13 protein-coding genes are annotated in these 19,817 nt (G+C 72.2%); 7 read left to right on the top strand and 6 right to left on the bottom strand.

Translation table 11 applies throughout. The features are described from left to right. Positions 1 to 693: 693 nt before the first annotated feature. The gene (locus ACFV0T_RS07670; protein WP_385775520.1) at positions 694 to 1,248 is read right to left on the bottom strand and encodes a MarR family winged helix-turn-helix transcriptional regulator; all 555 of its coding nucleotides are present in this window, start codon (positions 1,246 to 1,248) and stop codon (positions 694 to 696) included. A gap of 150 nt (positions 1,249 to 1,398) precedes the next feature. Between ACFV0T_RS07670 and ACFV0T_RS07665 the strand changes: the two genes are divergently transcribed. Beyond that, on the top strand, positions 1,399 to 2,661 hold the full coding sequence (locus tag ACFV0T_RS07665; protein WP_385775547.1) for an MFS transporter: 1,263 nt from the start codon (positions 1,399 to 1,401) through the stop codon (positions 2,659 to 2,661). Positions 2,662 to 2,764: 103 nt separating this feature from the next. On the opposite strand, the gene ACFV0T_RS07660 is transcribed toward ACFV0T_RS07665, so the two are convergent. After that, complete coding sequence (locus tag ACFV0T_RS07660) at positions 2,765 to 4,426, bottom strand: SpoIIE family protein phosphatase (RefSeq protein ID WP_385775518.1); 1,662 nt, start codon at positions 4,424 to 4,426, stop codon at positions 2,765 to 2,767. Positions 4,427 to 4,670: 244 nt separating this feature from the next. Continuing rightward, entirely contained in the window at positions 4,671 to 6,038 is a 1,368-nt protein-coding gene (locus tag ACFV0T_RS07655) for an NAD(P)/FAD-dependent oxidoreductase (RefSeq protein WP_385775516.1), read from the bottom strand. Positions 6,039 to 6,450: 412 nt separating this feature from the next. Here ACFV0T_RS07655 and ACFV0T_RS07650 point away from each other — a divergent pair, with 412 nt between their 5' ends. Together ACFV0T_RS07650 and ACFV0T_RS07645 are read left to right on the top strand one after the other, a co-directional pair. After that, positions 6,451 to 7,218, top strand: a complete 768-nt coding sequence (locus ACFV0T_RS07650) for a TetR/AcrR family transcriptional regulator (protein ID WP_385775514.1) — start codon at positions 6,451 to 6,453, stop codon at positions 7,216 to 7,218. Positions 7,219 to 7,657: 439 nt separating this feature from the next. Then, positions 7,658 to 9,568: a sigma-70 family RNA polymerase sigma factor gene (locus ACFV0T_RS07645; protein ID WP_385775512.1), complete on the top strand. Its 1,911-nt coding sequence runs from the start codon at positions 7,658 to 7,660 to the stop codon at positions 9,566 to 9,568. Positions 9,569 to 9,683: 115 nt separating this feature from the next. Here ACFV0T_RS07645 and ACFV0T_RS07640 read toward each other — a convergent pair whose 3' ends face one another. After that, on the bottom strand, positions 9,684 to 11,786 hold the full coding sequence (locus ACFV0T_RS07640) for an asparagine synthase-related protein (protein WP_385775510.1): 2,103 nt from the start codon (positions 11,784 to 11,786) through the stop codon (positions 9,684 to 9,686). 757 nt (positions 11,787 to 12,543) lie between these two features. On the opposite strand from ACFV0T_RS07640, the gene ACFV0T_RS07635 reads away from it, so the two are divergent. From ACFV0T_RS07635 to ACFV0T_RS07620, 4 genes are all read left to right on the top strand, one after another. Further along, on the top strand, positions 12,544 to 13,971 hold the full coding sequence (locus ACFV0T_RS07635) for an MFS transporter (protein ID WP_385775508.1): 1,428 nt from the start codon (positions 12,544 to 12,546) through the stop codon (positions 13,969 to 13,971). 75 nt (positions 13,972 to 14,046) lie between these two features. Next, entirely contained in the window at positions 14,047 to 15,291 is a 1,245-nt protein-coding gene (gene lhgO, locus ACFV0T_RS07630) for an L-2-hydroxyglutarate oxidase (RefSeq protein WP_385775506.1), read from the top strand. 92 nt (positions 15,292 to 15,383) lie between these two features. After that, entirely contained in the window at positions 15,384 to 16,244 is an 861-nt protein-coding gene (gene trmB, locus ACFV0T_RS07625) for a tRNA (guanosine(46)-N7)-methyltransferase TrmB (protein WP_385775504.1), read from the top strand. A gap of 85 nt (positions 16,245 to 16,329) precedes the next feature. Further along, on the top strand, positions 16,330 to 17,646 hold the full coding sequence (locus ACFV0T_RS07620; protein ID WP_385775502.1) for a PrsW family intramembrane metalloprotease: 1,317 nt from the start codon (positions 16,330 to 16,332) through the stop codon (positions 17,644 to 17,646). A gap of 40 nt (positions 17,647 to 17,686) precedes the next feature. Here the strand turns inward: ACFV0T_RS07620 and ACFV0T_RS07615 are convergent, their stop codons facing one another. Next, on the bottom strand, positions 17,687 to 18,631 hold the full coding sequence (locus ACFV0T_RS07615) for an aldo/keto reductase (protein ID WP_385775500.1): 945 nt from the start codon (positions 18,629 to 18,631) through the stop codon (positions 17,687 to 17,689). Positions 18,632 to 18,781: 150 nt separating this feature from the next. Beyond that, positions 18,782 to 19,816 carry a M23 family metallopeptidase gene (locus ACFV0T_RS07610; protein ID WP_385775498.1) on the bottom strand — a complete coding sequence of 345 codons (1,035 nt, stop codon included), beginning with the start codon at positions 19,814 to 19,816 and terminating at the stop codon, positions 18,782 to 18,784. Position 19,817 lies beyond the last annotated feature (1 nt).

Below are 19,817 nucleotides of genomic sequence, written 5' to 3'. Positions count from 1 at the left end.
GCCGCCAGCGTTCGTCCTGAGCCAGGATCAAACTCTCCGTGAATGTTTACCCGTAATCGGGTGCAACACCACGAGAGCGGTGCGAGAGGAGGAATGATCCCCTCGCACACAGCGTCCTCGCTGTGTTTTTTCAAAGGAACCTCGTCCCGGCCGATGAGCCGGAGACGGGGTATCAACATATCTGGCGTTGATTTTTGGCACGCTGTTGAGTTCTCAAGGAACGGACGCTTCCTTTGTACTCACCCTCTCGGGCTTTCCTCCGGGCGCTTCCCTTCGGTCTTGCGTTTCCGACTCTATCAGATCTTTCCGACCCGATTTCCTCGGTGCTTTCCAGGTTCCCGCTTCCGCGTTTCCCTTTCCGGCGGTTCCGACTCTATCAGATCCTTTCGGGCCTGACTCCCAGTCAGAGGGGGCTTGCCTTCCCGGCTGTTGGGCCGTTCCGACGTCTCAAACCTTAGCGGATCCGCTCGGCGATTCCCAATCGAGTCGTTCGAGTCGATCAGAACCGGCCGAACCCGATATCGAATTGAATTCAGGCACGCCGAATTCGATCCCGTCGGGAGATCGTGCTGGTGGTTTGTTGCCGCTGTCGCGGCGGGAGGTGTTGCCGAAGAACCGTTACGGCTCGGCGGCAACCCGAAGAACTCTACGCATTCGGGAGGGGCGTGTCAACCACCCCGTGTCAAGATCTTTTCAGTCGAGATCGCTGAGTCGGCCGCCGGCGTCCGGCTGGGCGTGCTCCACCCTGCGCAGCAGCCGGGTCAGGGCCTCACCGAGCACCGCTCGCTCGTCCGCGGACAGGTCCTGGAGCAGTTCCTCCTCGAAGACGGACGCCAGGCGCATCGCCTCCAGCCACTTCTCGCGGCCCTCGGGCGTGAGCTCCACGATCACGCGGACGCGGTTGGACTCGTCCCTCTCCCGGGTGACGAGGCCCTCGGCGAGCATGCGGTCGATCCGGTGGGTCATCGCCGCCGGAGTCAGCCCCAGCCGCTTGGCCAGATCGCTCGGGCCCATCCGATAGGGGGCGCCGGAGAGGACGAGGGCCTTGAGGACCTCCCACTCCGCGTTACTGATGCCGAGGGCAGAGGTCTGCCGGCCGTAAGCGACGTTCATACGGCGGTTCAGGCGGGACAGCGCCGAGACGATCTTCTCCACCTGGGGGTCGAGGTCCTGGAACTCGCGCTGGTAAGCGGCGATCTGCTCCTCGAGTGTCGGTTCGCCGAGTCTGCTGCCGGGGGTATCGCCCATCCCCGCAGTATGGCACGGGTCTGCTTGGCGTTTAAGTTCTTCGGGATGTACTGTTTACCTTCGAACTTTAGCTTTGAAGTCTTGAGGCCTAACTGCTACGACTTCATCAACTCGAGAGAGGTGAACGTGACCAGGGCGATGGGCGCACAGATGCGCCGGATCCACGTGGGTAACGCACTCAGCGCGTTCGGGCTCGGCTTCACCGTCCCCTACCTGTACGTCTACGTGGCGCAGGTACGAGGACTGGGAGCTATGACGGCGGGTCTGGTGCTCGCCGTCTTCGCCGTGGCCGCGCTGATCGTGCTGCCGTTCGCCGGACGGGCGATCGTGCGGCGCGGCCCTCGGCCGGTCCTGATCGCCGCCCTGGTCACCGCGGCGCTGGGCGCGCTGAGCCTGGGGCTGGCCGGCGACGCGACCGCCGTACTGTGCGCCGCGGCCGCGCTCGGTGCAGGGCAGGCCGTCATGCAGCCGGCACTGGCGACGATGATCGTGGACTGCTCCACGGCCGACACCCGCTCGCGCGCCTTCGCCATGCAGTTCTTCCTGCAGAACCTCGCGCTCGGGATCGGCGGTCTCATCGGCGGTCACCTCGTCGACACGACCCGCGTCTCCTCCTTCACTCTGCTGTTCTCCATCGAGGCGGCGGTGTTCCTGCTGCTGGTCGTGGTGATGTCGACGGTGCGGATGCCGCACTCGCCGCGGATGGAGGGCGCGCCCGCGTCGTCGGCGAAGGGCGGCTGGAAGCAGCTGCTCGGCAACCGGGCCATGGTGCAGCTGTGCGTGCTGGGCTTCGTGCTGTTCTTCGCCTGTTACGGGCAGTTCGAGTCGGGGCTGAGCGCCTACGGCGTGGAGGCCGCGGGGATCTCCACCTCCGCCCTCGGTACGGCCCTGGCCGCGAACACCGCGATGATCGTGGTCGCGCAGTTCGCCGTGCTGAGGTTCGTCGAGCGTCGGCGGCGGTCCCGGGTGATCGCGGCCGTGGGCCTGATCTGGGCCGTGGCGTGGGTCACGGCCGGGTACGCGGGGCTCGGGCACGGCAGCCAGGAGATGGCGACCGCCGCGTTCGTGTCGACGTACGCGCTGTTCGGGCTGGGTGAGGCGATGCTGTCGCCGACGGTCGCTCCGCTGGTCGCCGATCTGGCGCCCGAGGGCATGGCCGGGCAGTACAACTCGGCGTTCGCCCTGGTGAAGCAGCTCGCGCTGGCGGTCGGACCGGCCGTGGGCGGGCCGATGGGAGCCTCGCTGCACGCGCCGTACATCGTGACGTTCCTGCTGTTCTCGCTCGGGATCACCGTCCTCGGCGTACGACTGGGGCGGCAGCTCACCGCCGCGCAGGATCGGCCGTGGCTCACGCGGAACCGGGTGGTCGCCCGGGGCGGGGCCCCGTCGGAACCGGTGGCCGCGGAGGCCTGAGGTGGGTGAGGCGGTCGTCGTCCGGGAGGACGGCGGCCGCCTCTTTCCATGCGTGCCCTACCTGGTTCCCCATGCGCGCCCTACCGGGTTTCCCGTATGTGGCCTATCCGGCCGACTCGGCCGCCTTCGGCAGGACGAACTCGCACCACACCGCCTTTCCACCGCCCGGTGTGCGTCTGCTGCCCCAGTTGGAGGCGATCGTCGCCACGATGGCGATGCCCCGGCCCGACTCGTCGCCGGGTTCCGCGCGGCGGCGGCGTGGCAGGTGGTCGTCGCCGTCCGTGACCTCGACGATCAGGCGGCGGTCGGTGCGGCGCAGGCGCAGCCGCATGGGCGGGGTGCCGTGCTGGAGGGAGTTGGCGACGAGTTCGCTGGCCGCCAGGACGCCCAGGTCGTGCAGCTCGGTGGGGAAACGCCAGCTGGTCAGCACGCCGGAGGCGAAGGCACGCGCGCGTGGGGCCGCTTCGACGCCGCCGAGGAGTTCCAGGGCCGCGTTGCGGAACAGCTCGCGGTCCGGGCCGGTGCGGGCGGGATGCTGGAGGACCAGGACGGCCACGTCGTCGTCGTGGTCGGCGGTGACGCCCGCCGAGCGGACCAGGCGGTCGCAGACCACCTGCGGGGTGCCCGTCGCGCCGGCCAGGGCCCGTTCCAGTGACGCGATGCCCTCGTCGAGGTCCTCGTTGCGCCGCTCCACCAGGCCGTCCGTGTAGAGGACGGCCGTGGAGCCGGGGCCGAGGGGGACGGAGCCCGATGCGTGCATCCAGCCGCCCGTGCCGAGCGGGGGGCCGGTCGGCTCGTCGGCCCGCAGGACCGTGCCGCTCTCGTCGCGGACCAGGATGGGCAGATGTCCGGCGGATGCGTAGACGAGCCGGCCCTCGTTGGGGTCGTGGACGGCGTACACGCACGTGGCGATCTGGTTGGCGTCGATCTCCGTGGCGAGGCCGTCGAGGAGCTGGAGCACCTCGTGCGGGGGCAGGTCCAGGCGGGCGTAGGCGCGGACCGCCGTACGGAGCTGGCCCATGACGGCCGCGGCGCGTACGCCTCTGCCCATGACGTCCCCGATGACCAGTGCCGTACGGCCGCCGCCGAGGGTGATCACGTCGTACCAGTCGCCGCCGACCGCGGCCTCGGTGCCGCCCGGCTGGTAGGTGGCGGCGATGCGCAGGTCGTCGGGCTCCTCCAGTTCCTGGGGCAGGAGGGAGCGCTGGAGGGTGACGGCGGTCTCGCGCTGGCGGCGCTCACTGGCGCGCAGTCGTTCGGCCGCCTCGGCGTGGTCGGTGACGTCGGTGGCGAAGACCAGAACGCCGCCGTCGCCGTCGCCGCCCTCGGGGACCGGGGTGCAGGTGAACGTGTACGAGCGGCCGTCGGGGGCCTTGCGGGACTTGAGCGTGCGGGGCTTGCCGCTGCGCAGGACCTGGTCGAGGAGCGGGAGCAGGCCCAGTTCCTTCAGCTCCGGCAGGGCGTCGGCGGCCGGTGCGCCGGCCGGCCGTACGCCGAAGGCCGTGGTGTACGCGCTGTTGACGTGGGCGAGGCGGTGCTCGGGGCCGTGCACGAGGGCGACGAGGGCGGGGACGCGGTCGAGGACCTCGCGCGCCGGGAGTTCGTCGACTACGGGGGCGGGCGGTGACTCGTCGGTGAGTTGTTCGACGCGGGCCGCGGGTACGGAGCCGTCGCCCCGCCGGTCCGTGGTGACCGTGTGTTCGGTCCGCGCTGCGGCGCGGCGCTGCGTTCCGGGGAGCCGGGCGCTCCAGCGCGTGAAGTTCACGAATCCTTGCCTCGCGTAGTCGTCGTCGGCCGGCTCCGGACCCGGCCAGGGCTCCGGGGGCCGCGCGGCGCGGCAGTGGCCGCACATTGTTGCAGCACCGGCTCATGCAGCACTGGGGAACAGCCTCGTGGGTTCACGGGGCGAGCGGCGGGCTCGCCCGGGGCTCGGGGTCAGTCTGGCAGGGTGGCGGTCCGGGCCGACATTGGTCAGACGCCGGGGCGGCCGGGGGAGTTCCTGGGTCCGGTCAGGACGACCCCTTCGGGTCGTCAGAAGGCTTTCCACCGGCAGCCAGTTCGAACTCCGCCCGGGGATGTTCGAGTGATCCGAGTGAGACGATCTCCCGCTTGAAGAGCCCGGACAGTGTCCATTCGGCGAGCACGCGTGCCTTGCGGTTGATCGTGGGCACGCGGCTCAGGTGGTAGGCGCGGTGCATGAACCACGCGGGGTACCCCTTGAGCTTGCGCCCGTAGACGTGGGCGACGCCCTTGTGGAGGCCGAGGGACGCGACCGAGCCGACGTACTTGTGGGAGTACGTCCGCAGCGGCCGGCCACGCAGGGACTGGACGATGTTGTCGGCGAGGGCCTTGGCCTGGCGGACCGCGTGCTGGGCGTTGGGGGCGGTCTCCCTGCCGGGCTCCGCGGCGGTGACGTCGGGGACGGCGGCGGCGTCGCCCGCCGCCCACGCGTGCGTGACACCGTCGATCGTCAGCTCGGGGGTGCACCTCAGGCGACCGCGCTCGTCGAGCGGAAGGTCGGTGGCGGCGAGGATCGGATGGGGTTTGACGCCGGCGGTCCACACGACCGTACGGGTCGGGAAGCGCTGGCCGTCGCTGAGGACGGCGATCCGGTCCGCGCACGACTCCAGGCGGGTGTGCAGGAGGACCTGGATGTTGCGGCGGCGCAGCTCGGTGACCGTGTAGCGGCCCATCGCCTCGCCGACCTCCGGCAGGATGCGGTCGGAGGCCTCGACGAGGATCCACTTCATGTCCTCGGGGCGGACGTTGTGGTAGTAGCGCGCTGCGTGGCGGGCCATGTCCTCCAGTTCGCCGAGCGCCTCGACGCCCGCGTAGCCGCCGCCCACGAAGACGAAGGTGAGGGCCGCGTCGCGGATCGCGGGGTCGCGGGTGGAGGAGGCGATGTCCATCTGCTCGATGACGTGGTTGCGCAGCCCGATGGCCTCCTCGACGGTCTTGAAGCCGATGGCGTAGTCGGCGAGGCCCGGGATGGGGAGCGTGCGGGAGACGGAACCCGGCGCGAGGACGATCTCGTCGTACGTCAGCTGCCGCGGGCCCGTTCCCTCCTCCTCCGTGGCGAGGGTCGTCACGGTGGCGGTGCGCTTGGCGTGGTCGACGGCCGTGGCCTCGCCGATGACGACATGGCAGTGGGGCAGCACGCGGCGCAGCGGTACGACGACGTGACGTGGGGAGATGAGGCCCGCGGCGGCTTCGGGCAGAAACGGCTGGTACGTCATGTACGGGTCCGGCGAGACGACCGTGATCTCGGCCTCTCCCCTCCGGAGTTCCTGTTTCAGCTGCCGCTGGAGCCGCAGTGCCGTGTACATCCCGACGTAGCCGCCGCCGACAACGAGAATGCGCGCACGTTCCTTCACCATCCCATGACGCACCCAGCGCTGGAGTTTGTCCACAGCCCCGACAATTTGTGTGACCGGGCGCCCGGGGTGCCCGGAGTTGGCCGAATCGTCGGAGTCCAGCGAAGAAGCGCAGGTCAGGGAGCGTGCACCGGGGGGCGGTAAGGGGTGTATTCAGGACGTATACGACCCGTACTCCGATCGGGGGGCGCTCCGTGCGGAACCTGCCCCTTCTGAATTGACTCCCTCTCAACTATGTTCGTGTGTCGACGGGGTGTAAGGGGAGGCACGCGCAGGGTCCGCCGGTTCCGACCGGTCCGAGAGGACCGACGGGACCTCGCAGGGCGGGGCAGCACGCGAGGCCTGTTCGCACGCTCCGGCAATTAGATGGCGGGGAGAGTCTCCGGGGGGAGACGTCATTACCGGGGGATCACATATGCACATTCAGGACTCTCATTGGTCGTCCGCATCCACGCTCGCACCCGGCGGCGCACTGAGCGCCGCGGCGGGCAACGGACGCGGGGACGCAGCGCGCACGACGCCGCTGCGTGTGGACGCACAGCGCAATCTGGAACATGTACTGCGGGCGGCGCGCGAGGTCTTCGGCGAGCTCGGGTACGGCGCGCCGATGGAGGACGTGGCGCGGCGGGCGCGGGTCGGCGTCGGCACGGTGTACCGGCGCTTCCCGAGCAAGGACGTCCTGGTGCGGCGGATAGCCGAGGAGGAGACCTCCCGGCTGACCGACCAGGCGCGTACGGCGCTCGGCCAGGAGGACGAGCCGTGGTCGGCGCTGTCGCGCTTCCTGCGCACCTCGGTGGCCTCGGGCGCCGGACGGCTGCTGCCGCCGCAGGTGCTGCGGGTCGGGGTCGCCGACGAGCACGCCGACTCCGGTGTGCTCGACGAGACGCGGGTGCCGCCGCAGCGGACCCAGCAGGGCGGCGGTGAGCTGCGCCTGGTGCCGGAAGACGGTGCCGCGGGCGTGATGGACGACGACACCGGGGCGGCGGCGCTGCTGGAGGTCGTGGGTCAGCTCGTGGATCGGGCGCGGGCGGCCGGTGCGCTGCGTCCGGACGTGTCGGTGTCGGACGTGCTGCTGGTGATCGCGACGGCGGCGCCCTCGCTGCCGGACGCGGCCCAGCAGGCGGCGGCCTCGGCACGGCTGCTGGACATCCTGCTGGAGGGGTTGCGCTCACGTCCGGTGTGAGCGCGCGGGCACACGGGTGCGTGAGCGCCGAAGTACGTGAGTGCCCAAGTGCGCGAGCGCCGCGCCGTGTACGTACCGAACGGCGTGAGTACCGAACGGCGTGAGTACCGAAGGGCGTGAGTACCGAACTGCGGTGATCCTGCCGGGCTTTTCCGGCTCGGCAGGTGACCCGAAAAGGTGATGTGGGGGTGTGGGCGGCCGTGCCGTCCTCGCGCCTGCCGGCCTGCCCGGCGCGTCGGACATTTCGGGCCGAATGACCAACTGCCGTGCGAGAAACGTCAGTTGAGCCTTCCCCGTAGGGGTGACGGCTAGTACTGAGCTGCGGCACATCCCCACGGACGAGTGGACGGCCCGTCCTGCGGGGTTCTGACCAAAAGCCAATATGGCACTCTGACCCGGTGGTCGGGACTGGCAGGGCAGGCGGCGGGGGCTTTCCGCGATGAGCGTTGACGGGCGGGACGGGGCACTCGGTGACGGTGACGCGGAGGCCGACGGCCTGCCCTCGCCACAGGTGCCGAGTCAGGGCGGCCGGGCGGACGTGCCCCTGGACGACGCCCCCACTCCGCCGGAGGGCAGCGTCCCCCCGCAGCGCGACCGACGCGAGAGCGGCGTCCTGCCGCCCTCCATGGAGATCCCGCCGCCCGACCCCGAGCTGATCGACCGGATGCGGTCGGGCGACGACACGGCCTACGAGGAGCTGTACCGGCGCCACGCGGGCGCGGTGCGCCGGTACGCGCGCACCTGCTGCCGGGACGCCCACACCGCCGACGACCTCACCGCCGAGGTCTTCGCCCGCATGCTCCAGGCGGTGCGCGGCGGATCCGGCCCCGAGTACGCCGTACGCGCCTACCTGCTGACCTCCATGCGACGGGTCGCCGCGAACTGGACGCAGTCGGCCCGGCGGGAGCAGCTGGTCGACGACTTCGCGGTGTTCGCCGCCCAGTCGGGCCGGTCCGCGGACGTGGCCGACGACGACACCCTGGGCCTGGGCGCCGATGTCCGCGCCATGCACGAGGCCGAGCAGTCCATGGCCATGCAGGCCTTCCGGTCGCTGCCCGAGCGCTGGCAGGCCGTGCTGTGGCACACCGAGGTCGAGGACGAGTCGCCGAGCGAGGTCGCCACGCTCTTCGGGCTGGACGCCAACGGCACGCGGGTGCTCGCCAGCCGGGCCCGCGAGGGGCTCAAGCAGGCCTATCTCCAGGCCCACGTCAGCACGGCACTCGCCGACGACGAGGAGTGCGCCCGCTACGCCGACCAGCTCGGCACCTACGCCCGCCGCAAGCTGCGCACCCGCGCCGAACGGGGGCTGCGCAAGCACCTGGAGGAGTGCGCCAGGTGCCGGCTGGCCGCGACCCAGATCGAGGAGGTCGCGAGCAGCATCCCCGCCGTGGTGCCGGTCGCCGTCATCGGCTGGTTCGGCGCCGCCGGCTACGCCAAGGCCCTCGGCCTCCTGGCGGGTGGGGCCGGAGCGGGCGCCGCCGGGGCGGCCGCGGCGAGCGGCGGCTCGTCCGGCGGGGCCGGGGGCGCGGCGGCCTCGGAGGGGCTGGGCGCGCCGGTGAAGGCCGGGATCGCGGCCGGTGTGGTCGCCGTGGCGGCGGCAGCGGTGGCGCTCTCGCTCGTCGGCAACGACAGCCCGGCGCACCAGCCGGCGGCCCGCAAGCCCTCCTCCGCACCGGTGGTCCGACCGGAGCCGACCCCCACGCCCACGCCCGCGCCCACGCCGCCGAAGGAGCATCCCGGTCCGGAGCCGGTGGTCCTCGCGCCGAAGGCTCCCCCGACACCCGCCCCCACCCCCACGTCGAAGCCGACGGCCACCCCTGCACCGACCCCGACACCCACGCCCCCGGAGCCCCCGGAGCCGCCGAACACGCCCCCGGCCCCCACGCCGACTCCGACCCCGACGCCGCCGCCCGCCCCGGCCGTCTACCAGTGGAGCGGGCTGGCGTACAACGTCGGCGGCGACGGCACCGAGCCCGAGATGCGGCTCGGCGAGAGCAGCTGGGTGTGGCGGCGCTACGGCCTGTCGATCGGTGACCAGCGGTACGCGCGCGGTGTGACCGTCCATGGCAGTTCCTCCGTCACCATCGACCTCAACCGCACGTGCTCCTCCTACGACGCGTCGGTCGGCGTCGACGACACGACGCTGGGCCTCGGCCAGGTCTCCTTCTCCGTCTACGCCGACGGGGTACGGCTGTGGCGGTCCGGAACGGTCCGGGGCGGCGACCCTGCCGTACCCGTCCATGTGAGCCTCGCCGGACGCAGGACCGTACGGCTGGTGGTGGAGCCGCACGGTCCGTTCGACCCCGTGGCACTGGCGGACTGGGCCGATTCGAAGTTCATGTGCACATAGGGGTTCGTGTGCGCAGGGGTTCGTATGCGCACAGGGGTTCGTGTGCGCACAGGGGTTCAGGTGCACATAGGGGTTCACGCCGAGCCGACCGCCACACGGCGGCCGGCAGGCCTGACTAGGTCAACCCCCGCGCGCCCCGCACCGACTCCACCGCCGGGATCACCCGCGTTATTCCCGCCGGTACAGCACGCGCGCGTGCGGGTGTTCCCGTCCAGCAGGTTCCCCTGCGGGCCAGCAGCCGGCGCAGCCACAGTTCGAGAGAGACGAGGTCGGCGAGGCCGTCGAGGGGAAGGGGCTCGCCGGCCGCGGCGGCGCGCAGGGCCTTGCGGACGACGCGGGCCTCGACGAGGCCGGCCTGCGCCAGCAGGGGCGTGTCGAACAGCGTCAGCAGTGAGTCCGCGGCCACCCGCAGCCCCGTGCGCGCGGCGGCCGCCGCCGACCCGTGGGACGGGGCGCCCCAGCCGGGCGGGAGGTCGGCGATGCCGGCTCCCTTGAGGACCGTACGCAGGATCTCGGCGCGGGCGCCGGGCCGGACGCGCAGGGTCTCCGGGAGGGTGCGGCAGGCGCGCACGACCTGGTTGTCGAGGAACGGCACGTGCAGGCGCTGGGAGCGGATCTCTACGGCCTGCTCCAGGATGCGGAGGTCCGCCGCGTGCCGGGCGAGCGCCGTACGCGCGCGGTGGTCACCGGGACGCTGGCCCGGCCCCACTCCGGAGCGGTTCGTCGAGCCCTGTAGGCGAACCGATACTTCAGCCAGTGCCTCTCCGGTCAGCCAGCGGGCCGCCGGCCCCGGTCTGGCCCAGGCGAGAGCCGCCAGCGACGCACCCACCGCGCCTCCGGACTCGTCGAAGCGGCGCTGGAGCAGGCGCTCGGCGAGAACCTCCACGCCCGTCCGGTACGGGGTGCGGGCCAGCCGGCGGGCCGCGCCGTACACGCGCGCGGGGACGAGCACCGAGCCGTCGGCCTTCGCCAGCGCGGCGACCGGTCGTACGAGGTGGCGCCGTTTGCGGTCCATCAGCAGGTCCGCCAGCCGGGCCGGGTGGGCGTCCAGGACCTGGCGGGCGCCGTACCCGGTGAAGTGGTCCGCGCTGCCGGAGGCGAGCCGGGCGCGGTGGCGGGCGGCCGTCACCAGGCACTGGGCGGGTTCGTCGGTCAGGGGGCCGTCCAGGTCGGCGTACGGCAGTGTCTCCTCGCCGCCCGCCACCACCACGTGGTGCAGGCGCGGGTTGGCCGCGAGTGTCCCCGCGCGTTGCACCTCGGCCTCCCGCCCCGCGGCCGACAGGTCGTTGAAGGTGACCGCCAGCAGCCGCTCCCCCGCGCCCGTGCCGTGGCCCAGGACGGTGCCCGGCATGCCCGGCAGCCCCGCGGCCAGCAACGCCAGGGTGCCGGAGGCCGGCCCGCCGGACAGGTCCGCCCCGATGCCCGGAACCGGCATCCCGCGCGCGGCACGCCGTTCGGCCGGCCCCATGCCGGGCACCGGCCCGGGGTCGATGTCCGCGCCGGGGACGTGTCGGGGGGCGGAGAGGCGGGTGCGTACGGCCTCGACGAGCGCGTCGCGCACCGCGTCGACCGCGCTGTCCGGGTCGGCCGAGGGCGCGGCCACCGCGAGGGAGGCCACCTGCTCGTAGCCCGCGACCTCACGTGCCCCGGTCCGCAGGATCAGCGCATGCCCTGGAGGGATACGCCGGACCCCGGCGTAGGGGGTGGAGTCGTGCAGGGCGGCGGGGACGTCGGGGGCGGCCAGGAGGGCGGCGAGGTGCCCGAAGTCGAGGTTGGCCTCGATGAGGTCGGCGAGCGGCAGCGCGGCCGTCGCGTAGGCCGTGCCGCTCGCCCACGGGGTGTAGAACACCGGGCGGGCGCCCGCGAGATCACCGCAGACGGTGACGCGGCGGCCGACCTGGACGACGGCCGTGTAGCTGCCCGGCCAGGCCGTCAGATGCCGAAGTGCCCCTCCGCGCGCGGTGAACAGGCCCAGGCGCAGTTCCTCGTCCGTCGCGCCGCAGATGCCGAGGACCGCGATCCTGGTCCGGGCGTCGGCCTGGACCACCCGGACCTCGTCGGGGCGCCAGTCGCCGACCGCCCACAGCGGATCGGGGTCGCCCCACAGGAGTTGGGAGCCCACCGGGTGCACGGTCTCGCCGTCGAATCCGGTGGCACCCGCGGAGCCGATCTCGGCGGCCACCGCGGCGGTGCTGCTCCATCCCACCAACCACCGCATCGACGCCTCCACAGGCTGTGGACAACCAGTGCACCGCACGAACGGTTCACATGCTGCCACGAAGAACGCGCCTCAGAGGGGCGGCGGAGCCGCTTATGGGCAGGGGAATGCACCCTCCCGCCGGCGCCCGCGTCCTGCCGGACACCCGCGCCCGGCACGGCGTCCACGGCGCTGCGGCGGCACGTCCTCGCCCCACCCGCCGTGCTTCGACGACGCATCCACGCCGCGTCTACGACGTGAATGCGCCCCCTGTACGCTCCTGAAAAACGCCCCGTGCGCCGTCAATTCGCGTGGTGAGAGCGACAATGCCCTGCGGAACAGGGGGTCGCTTTTCAGCCAAATAACGGAAACGGCACGGTCGTTGGAGAACGATCACACACGCTCCGTACAGGCCCCACGCACCACCGACGCGTGCGCAGCCCGGGAGGCGGAGCTCGCCTCCCGGACCGTTCCGCCGCCCGCGGGGATGAAGGCGGCGGTGTCCCCCAGCCCACTGGATCCAGTACAGCGGGCCGACCCACGCACGGCCCATGGAACCGCTCCCGCGATGGCCGGAGAAGAGCGCACGGACGGGCGCACGGCCACACAGCGGGAGCACGATGCAACCGTGCGTACAGGGCCCGCACTTCAGTGCGGACCACAATCCCGCCATCCGGAAGAATGCCCCTTAACGCTTGGGATGCGGCGAACTACGCTGGGTTTACGAATGCCGCATGGTTATGCCAGCGCGGCAGCCGTCTGTGTCGAGGGGTGGCGCATGTCCAGGGAGCAACGCGGGCCGAACGAAAAACTCGGCACCGTTCTCGCCCTCGCGGGAATCAGCAACGCAGGACTCGCGCGTCGCGTCAACGACCTTGGCGCCCAACGCGGGTTGACTCTTCGCTACGACAAGACCTCGGTGGCGCGCTGGGTGTCGAAGGGCATGGTGCCCCAGGGCGCCGCGCCGCACCTCATCGCGGCCGCCATCGGGCAGAAGCTCGGCCGGCCGGTGCCGCTCCACGAGATCGGCCTGGCGGACGCGGATCCCGCACCCGAGGTGGGCCTCGCCTTTCCCCGGGACGTCGGACAGGCGGTGCGGTCCGCGACGGAGCTCTACCGTCTCGACCTCGCGGGACGCCGGGCCGGCTCCGGCGGCATCTGGCAGTCGCTGGCCGGATCCTTCGCGGTGAGCGCGTACGCGACGCCCGCGTCACGGTGGCTGATAACACCGGCCGACAGCTCGGTCGCGCGCGAGGTGAACCCCGCCGAGGGTTCGGGCGCACCGCTCAAAGTCGGCCACAGCGACGTCCAGAAACTGCGCGAGGCGGCCGAGGACGCCAGGCGCTGGGACTCCAAGTACGGCGGCGGCGACTGGCGTTCGTCGATGGTGCCGGAGTGCCTGCGGGTGGAGGCGGCACCCCTGCTGCTCGGCTCGTACTCCGACGAGGTCGGCAGGGCGCTGTTCGGGGCGAGTGCCGAGCTCACCCGGCTCGCCGGCTGGATGGCCTTCGACACCGGCCAGCAGGAGGCCGCCCAGCGCTACTACATCCAGGCCCTGCGTCTGGCCCGCGCCGCCGCCGACGTCCCGCTCGGGGGCTACGTCCTGGCCTCCATGTCCCTCCAGGCGACCTACCGCGGCTTCGGCGACGAGGGCGTCGACCTCGCCCAGGCCGCCCTGGAACGCAACCGGGGACTCGCCACCGCCCGCACCATGAGCTTCTTCCGTCTCGTCGAGGCACGCGCACACGCGCGCGCCAGTGACGCCCAGGCCGCCGGCGCGGCCCTCAAGGCGGCCGAGAGCTGGCTGGAGCGGTCCCGTGACGGCGACAACGACCCGTCGTGGCTCGGTTTCTACTCCTACGACCGCTTCGCCGCCGACGCCGCCGAGTGCTACCGCGACCTGAAGGCACCGCGCCAGGTACGCCGCTTCACCGAGCAGGCGCTGTCGAAGCCGACGGAGGAGTTCGTGCGCTCGCACGGCCTGCGCCTCGTCGTCTCGGCGGTCGCCGAGCTGGAGTCGGGCAACCTCGACGCGGCGTGCGAGCAGGGCGTACGGGCGGTCGAGGTCGCCGGACGGATCTCCTCCGCGCGCACCACGGAGTACGTGAAGGACCTGCTGCACCGGCTGGAGCCGTACGGCGACGAGCCCCGCGTGGTCGAGCTGCGGGAGCGGGCCCGGCCGCTGCTGATGATGGCTCCGGCCTGAGCCCGGGACACACACGGGGCACCTCCCGGGTTTGAGCGCGTTGTCAGTGGCGCAGTGCACTATCGAAGCCGGGAGGTGGTGCAGGTGCGAGTGATCGCCCACGACGGTCACGCCGGTTACGCCGGTTACGACTGTGACGTGTTGGTGATCGGCGGCGGGATCGTCGGGCTGTCGACGGCGTACGCGATCACGCGTGCCGCGCCGGGCACACGGGTGACGGTGCTGGAGAAGGAGCCCGGCCCGGCCCGGCACCAGACCGGACGCAACAGCGGCGTCGTCCACAGCGGGATCTACTACCGCCCGGGCTCCCTCAAGGCGCGGTACGCGGTGCGCGGCTCCGCCGAGATGATCAAGTTCTGTGCGGAGTACGGCATCGCGCACGCCGTGACCGGCAAGCTGATCGTCGCCACTCGGCGCGAGGAGCTGCCCCGGCTGCACGCGCTCGTACAGCGCGGCCGGGAGAACGGCATTCCGGTACGGGAGCTGGGCGCCGCCCAGATCGCGGAGTACGAGCCGGAAGTGCGTGGCCTGGCCGCCATACACGTCGGGACGACGGGCGTGTGCGACTTCACGGCGGTCGCCCGGCAACTGGCCCAGGCGTCCGGAGCGGAGATCCGCTACGGGGCGCGCGTCGTCCGGATCGACCGGCGCCCGGAACGGGGAGTCGCCGTGCGGACCGCGCGCGGGGACATCGTGCGGGGCCGGGTGCTGGTCAACTGCGCGGGTCTGTACTGCGACGAGGTGGCCCGGCTGACCGGCGACGAGCCCGAGGTGCGGATCGTGCCGTTCCGGGGCGAGTACTACGAGCTGGCACGGCCGGAGCTGGTACGCGGCCTGGTCTATCCGGTCCCCGATCCGGCGTTCCCGTTCCTCGGGGTGCACCTCACGCGCGGGATCGACGGCGAGGTGCACGTCGGGCCCAACGCGGTGCCGGCGCTGGCCCGCGAGGGGTACGGATGGGGGGTCGTACGGCCCCGGGAGCTGGCCGGGACGGTGGCGTGGCCCGGAGCCTGGCGGATGGGCCGGCAGCACTGGCGGTACGGGATGGGGGAACTGCGCAGATCGGTGTCCAAGGGGGCGTTCACGCAGGCGGTGCGCGGGCTGCTGCCCGGGGTGACCGAGCAGGATCTCGTGCCGTCGGCGGCCGGGGTGCGGGCCCAGGCGGTGCTGCGGGACGGGACGCTGGTGGACGATTTCCTGATCCGGGAGGGCGCGCGGACCGTGCATGTGCTGAACGCGCCCTCGCCCGCGGCGACGGCGTCGCTGCCGATCGGCCGGGAGGTGGCACGACGGGCGCTGGCCGCGCTGGGCTCGTGGTGAGGGCCGCGGCGCCGGGCCGCGCCGTGGGCGCTCGCACTCCGCCGAGGGCCGCGCCTGTCGCTGCCCGGGGGCGCCGTAAAATCGTCCCCACTGTGTCTGAGCCGAACACCGCCTCCGAAGCGTCCCAGCCCACCCCCGACGACCCGCGGCACCGCCATGATCCCGGTGTCCTCGTCCGGCACACCCGGGACAAGGGGGAGCCGCGCTTCCCCGGCGGCCCGCAGGCCGACCCCGCCGGGTCGCACTTCGAGCGGCGGATCCGCAGCTTCCAGCCGCGGCGCAGCCGGGTGACCGCGGGACAGGCGGACGCGTTGCAGCGGCTGTGGCCCAAGTGGGGCCTCGACATCGACGGACAGCAGATCGTCGACCTGGGCGCCCTGTTCGGCAACGACCACCCGGTGGTGCTGGAGATCGGGTTCGGGATGGGCGAGGCCACCGCGCAGATGGCCGCCGCCGACCCCGACACCGACATCCTCGCCGTGGACGTGCACACGCCGGGCCAGGGCAATCTGCTCAACCTCGCCGACCACCACGGACTGGCCAACATCCGCGTGGCCAACGGGGACGCCATCATCCTGCTGCGGGAGATGCTCGCCCCCGACTCGCTCGACGGGGTGCGCGTCTACTTCCCCGACCCCTGGCCGAAGAAGCGGCACCACAAGCGGCGGCTGATCCAGCCGGAGTTCCTGGACCTCGCCGCGACCCGGCTGCGACCCGGCGCGCTCGTGCACTGCGCCACCGACTGGGAGCCGTACGCCGAGCAGATGCTCGACGTGCTCAGCGCCCACCCCGACTTCGAGAACACCCAGGCGGACGGCGGTTTCGCGCCACGTCCCGCGTTCCGCCCGCTGACTCGCTTCGAGGGTCAGGGGCTGGACAAGGGACACGTCGTGAACGATCTGCTCTTCCGTCGCGTACAGCACCGGAAGCCTCCGGAGCGGCGGTCGCCGTAGGCGCGGCGGACACCGCAGGCACCGCGGATACAGCAGGCAGCAAAAGGAACAGCAAGACCAGCCCTCCCTCGTTAGGGTCAATGCCGTGGCGACCGTTCCCCCTTATCCGACGCACTCCGGCGTTCCCGCCCACAGTCGGCTCCGGCACGCGCACTGGTGGCACCGGAGATGGGTGCGCTACGGCGCCCTGATCACCCTGCTGACGCTCTCGGGGCTCGTCATCCTGGCGCTCGTGCGCCGGCAGACCGGCACGGAGGGGTTCCTGGTCGGGCTCGGCCTCGCCGTCCTGCCGGTGCCCCTGCTCGTCACCGCCTTCCGCTGGCTGGACCGGGTCGAACCGGGCCCCTGGCGCAACCTGCTGTTCGCCTTCGCCTGGGGCGCCTGCGCGGCGGCGCTGATAGCGATCGTCGCCAACAGCTTCGCGACCAAGTGGATAGCGACGGCGACCGCCGACCCGTCGAGCGCCGACACCCTCGGCGCGACCGTGATAGCGCCCGTGGTCGAGGAGTCCGCCAAGGCCGCCGCCGTGCTCCTCGTCTTCCTCTTCCGCAGACGGGACTTCACGGGGATCGTCGACGGGGTCGTCATAGCCGGGGTGACCGCCACCGGCTTCGCGTTCACCGAGAACATCCTCTACCTCGGCACCGCCTTCGGCACCGACCAGCTCAGCGGCGGCCGCGGCATCGCGTCCGTCACCGCGGCGACCTTCTTCGTCCGCGTGATCATGTCGCCGTTCGCGCACCCCCTGTTCACCGTCCTGACCGGTATCGGCTTCGGCGTCGCCGCGCTGTCCGGGGAGCGGCAGCGGGTGAGGCGGGTGCTTCTGCCACTGTCCGGGCTGCTGCTCGCGATGGGCATGCACGCGTTCTGGAACGGCTCCTCGACCTTCGGCGAGTTCGGCTTCTTCGCCGTGTACGGGGTGTTCATGGTGCCCGCGTTCGGTCTGCTGACCTGGCTGGTGATCTGGACACGCCAGCGCGAACTGCGGACCGTGCGCGAGGAGCTGCCCGCCTACGCCGTCACCGGCTGGCTGACCCCGGCCGAGCCGTTCGCGCTCGGCTCGATGCGGGCGCGGCGGCTGGCCCGCGAGTACGCCGGGCACCACTTCGGCAGGCCCGCCGGGCGGGCGGTCGCGGAGTACGAGGCGTACGCGACCTCCCTGGCGTTCCTGCGCCACCGGGGGCGCCGGGGCCGGGCCGGCGCCGACTTCCTCGTACGGGAACGGGAACTGCTGCACGAGCTGTGGCGGCGCCGGGAGGTGGCGCGGCCCGCGCTGGACTACGCGGCGCGGGCGACGGCGCCACCGGTTCCGGTGATGATGCCGGTGCCCCCTCCGGCGGCGTGGCCGGTGTACGGCTACCCGGCGGCGCCGTATCCCGCGTACAACCCGTACCGGTCGTAGCCCCGTAGCCCTGGGGACATCGCCGGGGACATGGGGAAGGTCAGCCCGACGCGGCCGTCAGGCGCGCGACCTCCGCCTCCGTCAGCTCCAGCTCCGCCACCCCGACCAGCGCCGGCAGCTGCTCCACCGTCCGGGCGGAGGCGATCGGGGCGACCACCGTCGGCTGGGCCGCGAGCCAGGCCAGGGCGACGGTGGCGACCGGGACGTCATGGGCGCCTGCGACCTCGTCGAGAGCGGCGAGGACCGTCCGGCCGCGCTCGGTGTCGAGGTGCTTGGCGGCGCCCGAAGCACGTGCGCTGTCGACCGTCGCACCGGGGCGGTACTTGCCGGTGAGGAAGCCGGAGGCGAGCGCGAAGTACGGGACGGCGGCCAGTCCCGAGCGGGCCGCGAGGTCCTGGAGCTCACCCTCGTAGGTGTCGCGCGAGACGAGGTTGTAGTGGGGTTGCAGCGCCACGTACCGGGCCAGTCCCTCGCGGTCGGAGAACTCCAGGGACTCCCGCAGCCGGTCGGCGGAGATGTTGGAGGCGGCGATGTGGCGCACCTTGCCCGCCCTCACCAGCTCGTCCAGTGCGCCGATGATCTCTTCCACCGGCACCTCGGGCTTGTCGAAGTGCGTGTAGTAGAGGTCGATGTGGTCGGTGCCGAGGCGGCGCAGGGAAGCGTCGGCGGCGGCCCTGATGTTCGCGGCGCTCAGCCCCGGGAAGTCCGGGTGCTGGCTGACCTTGGTGGCGATGACGACGTCGGCGCGATTGCCGCGCGCCTTGACCCACTTGCCGATGACGGTCTCGGACTCGCCGCCCTTGTTGCCCTCGATCCACGCCGAGTAGGAGTCGGCGGTGTCGACGAAGTTGCCGCCCGCCGCAGCGTAGGCGTCGAGCACGGCGAAGGACTGGGCCTCGTCGGCGGTCCAGCCGAAGACGTTGCCGCCGAGGGCGAGCGGGAAGATCTCGAGGTCTGAGGAACCGAGCTTGCGCAGAGAAGTCATGTTCAACATCAACACCCGCCCAGGAACCCCGTATTCCGCATTTCGCGCGTATCCCGGAGAACCGGAAACCGGCAGCCCTGACGTCGGGGGGACGTCGTCAGGGCTGCCGGGGATCGGAGAACGATCAGGGAACTCGGAGGGTCGCGCGGGTCAGGGGGTGAGTCCCTTGCCCTGCAGCCAGGCCATCGGGTCGATGCCGTCCGCGCTGCCGCCCGGGTGGACCTCCAGGTGGAGGTGCGGGCCGGTGACGTTGCCGGTGGCACCGACGCGGCCGATGACATCGCCGGTGGCGACCTTCTGCCCGACGCTGACACTGATCGAGGACTGGTGGCAGAACCACAGCTCGGTGCCGTCGTCCAGGGTGAGGATCGTGCGGTAGCCGTACGAACCGGCCCAGCCCGCCTCGGTGACCGTGCCGCTGTGGATCGCCTTGATGAGCGTCCCGGTGGGCGCGGCGAAGTCGAGACCGGTGTGGTAACCGGAGGACCACATCGAGCCGGCCTGCCCGAAGGTCGAGGTGATCGTGTACGAGGAGGTCGGCAGCGTGTACTGCTTGGCGAGCTCGGCCAGGCGCGCGGCCTCGGCCTTCTGCGCGGCCGCCTCGTCCGCCTTCTTCTTGGCGGCGGCGGCCTTGGCCTCCGCCTCCTTCTCGGCCTTGGCGGCGGCGTCGGCGACCGCCTTCTGGGCCGCCGCCGCCGAGGCCGCAGCGGCCTTGGTGTCGACCTGGTCCTGCTGCTGCTCGGCCTGCGCCATGATCCGGGTGCGCAGCGCCTCGCCGGCGTCGGTGGTGCCCTGGGCGGTGTCGGCGGAGGTCACGCCGATACCGCTGAGCGGGGCCGTGGGGGCCTCGGCCGCGTCCGCGGAGTCGTCGGACAGCAGGGAGCCGACGGAGGGCAGGTCCGGCATGGAGATGGACACCGGCGGCTTGCCGGTGTTGGCGCTGGCCATACCGCCCGCGCTCACGGCGGCTATGACGCCGACGCCCAGGACGGTGGAGCTGCGGGCGAGTCCGCCGCGCTGCTTGGCGACACGGTGCCGGCCACGTACGGGACGGAGGGACTCCTCGGTGGGGTTCCACTCCTCCCACGGGCCCTCGTCGGTGCGGTAGCTGCCGGAGCCGAACGGCTCGGTGCTGCGCTGACTCGGCACGAACGGGGCTTCGGGGGCAGGCGGGTTGGACGCCACG

Origin of the sequence: Streptomyces sp. NPDC059582 (assembly GCF_042735715.1) — a bacterium.
GTDB lineage: Bacteria > Actinomycetota > Actinomycetes > Streptomycetales > Streptomycetaceae > Streptomyces.
The sequence above is the reverse complement of the archived record's forward strand: the minus strand, read 5'-3'. Positions and strand labels throughout refer to the sequence as shown.